The sequence below is a fragment of the Sciscionella sediminilitoris genome, assembly GCF_000737195.2.
GTDB lineage: Bacteria > Actinomycetota > Actinomycetes > Mycobacteriales > Pseudonocardiaceae > Sciscionella > Sciscionella sediminilitoris.
In genome coordinates, this window is sequence record NZ_JALM01000198.1 from 1 (window position 1) to 284 (window position 284).

Below are 284 nucleotides of genomic sequence, written 5' to 3' on the forward strand. Positions count from 1 at the left end.
GGGTCGATGGAGCAGACCTTGCACGGCTGTCCGGGCTGTACGCCGGACCGGATCCTGGTGGATCGGATCACCTATGACTTCACCGATCCGTCCCCGGGTGATGTGGTCGTGTTCCGCGCGCCGGACGGCTGGGATCAGAGCGAGTTCAAGGTGGATCCGGCCTCGAATGTGTTCACGAGCTGGCTGCGGCAGTTCGGTTCCTCGATCGGTATCGGTGATCCGCCGGAGTATGACCTGGTCAAGCGGGTGATCGCGGTCGGCGGGCAGACGGTTTCCTGTTGCGA

Annotated in this window: 1 protein-coding gene; it reads left to right on the top strand. The window is 63.7% G+C overall.

Annotated features, from left to right (window positions below; translation table 11 throughout):
- On the top strand, positions 1 to 284 hold a 284-nt coding region (locus tag AD72_RS35140; RefSeq protein ID WP_031470971.1), incomplete at both ends, for a S26 family signal peptidase.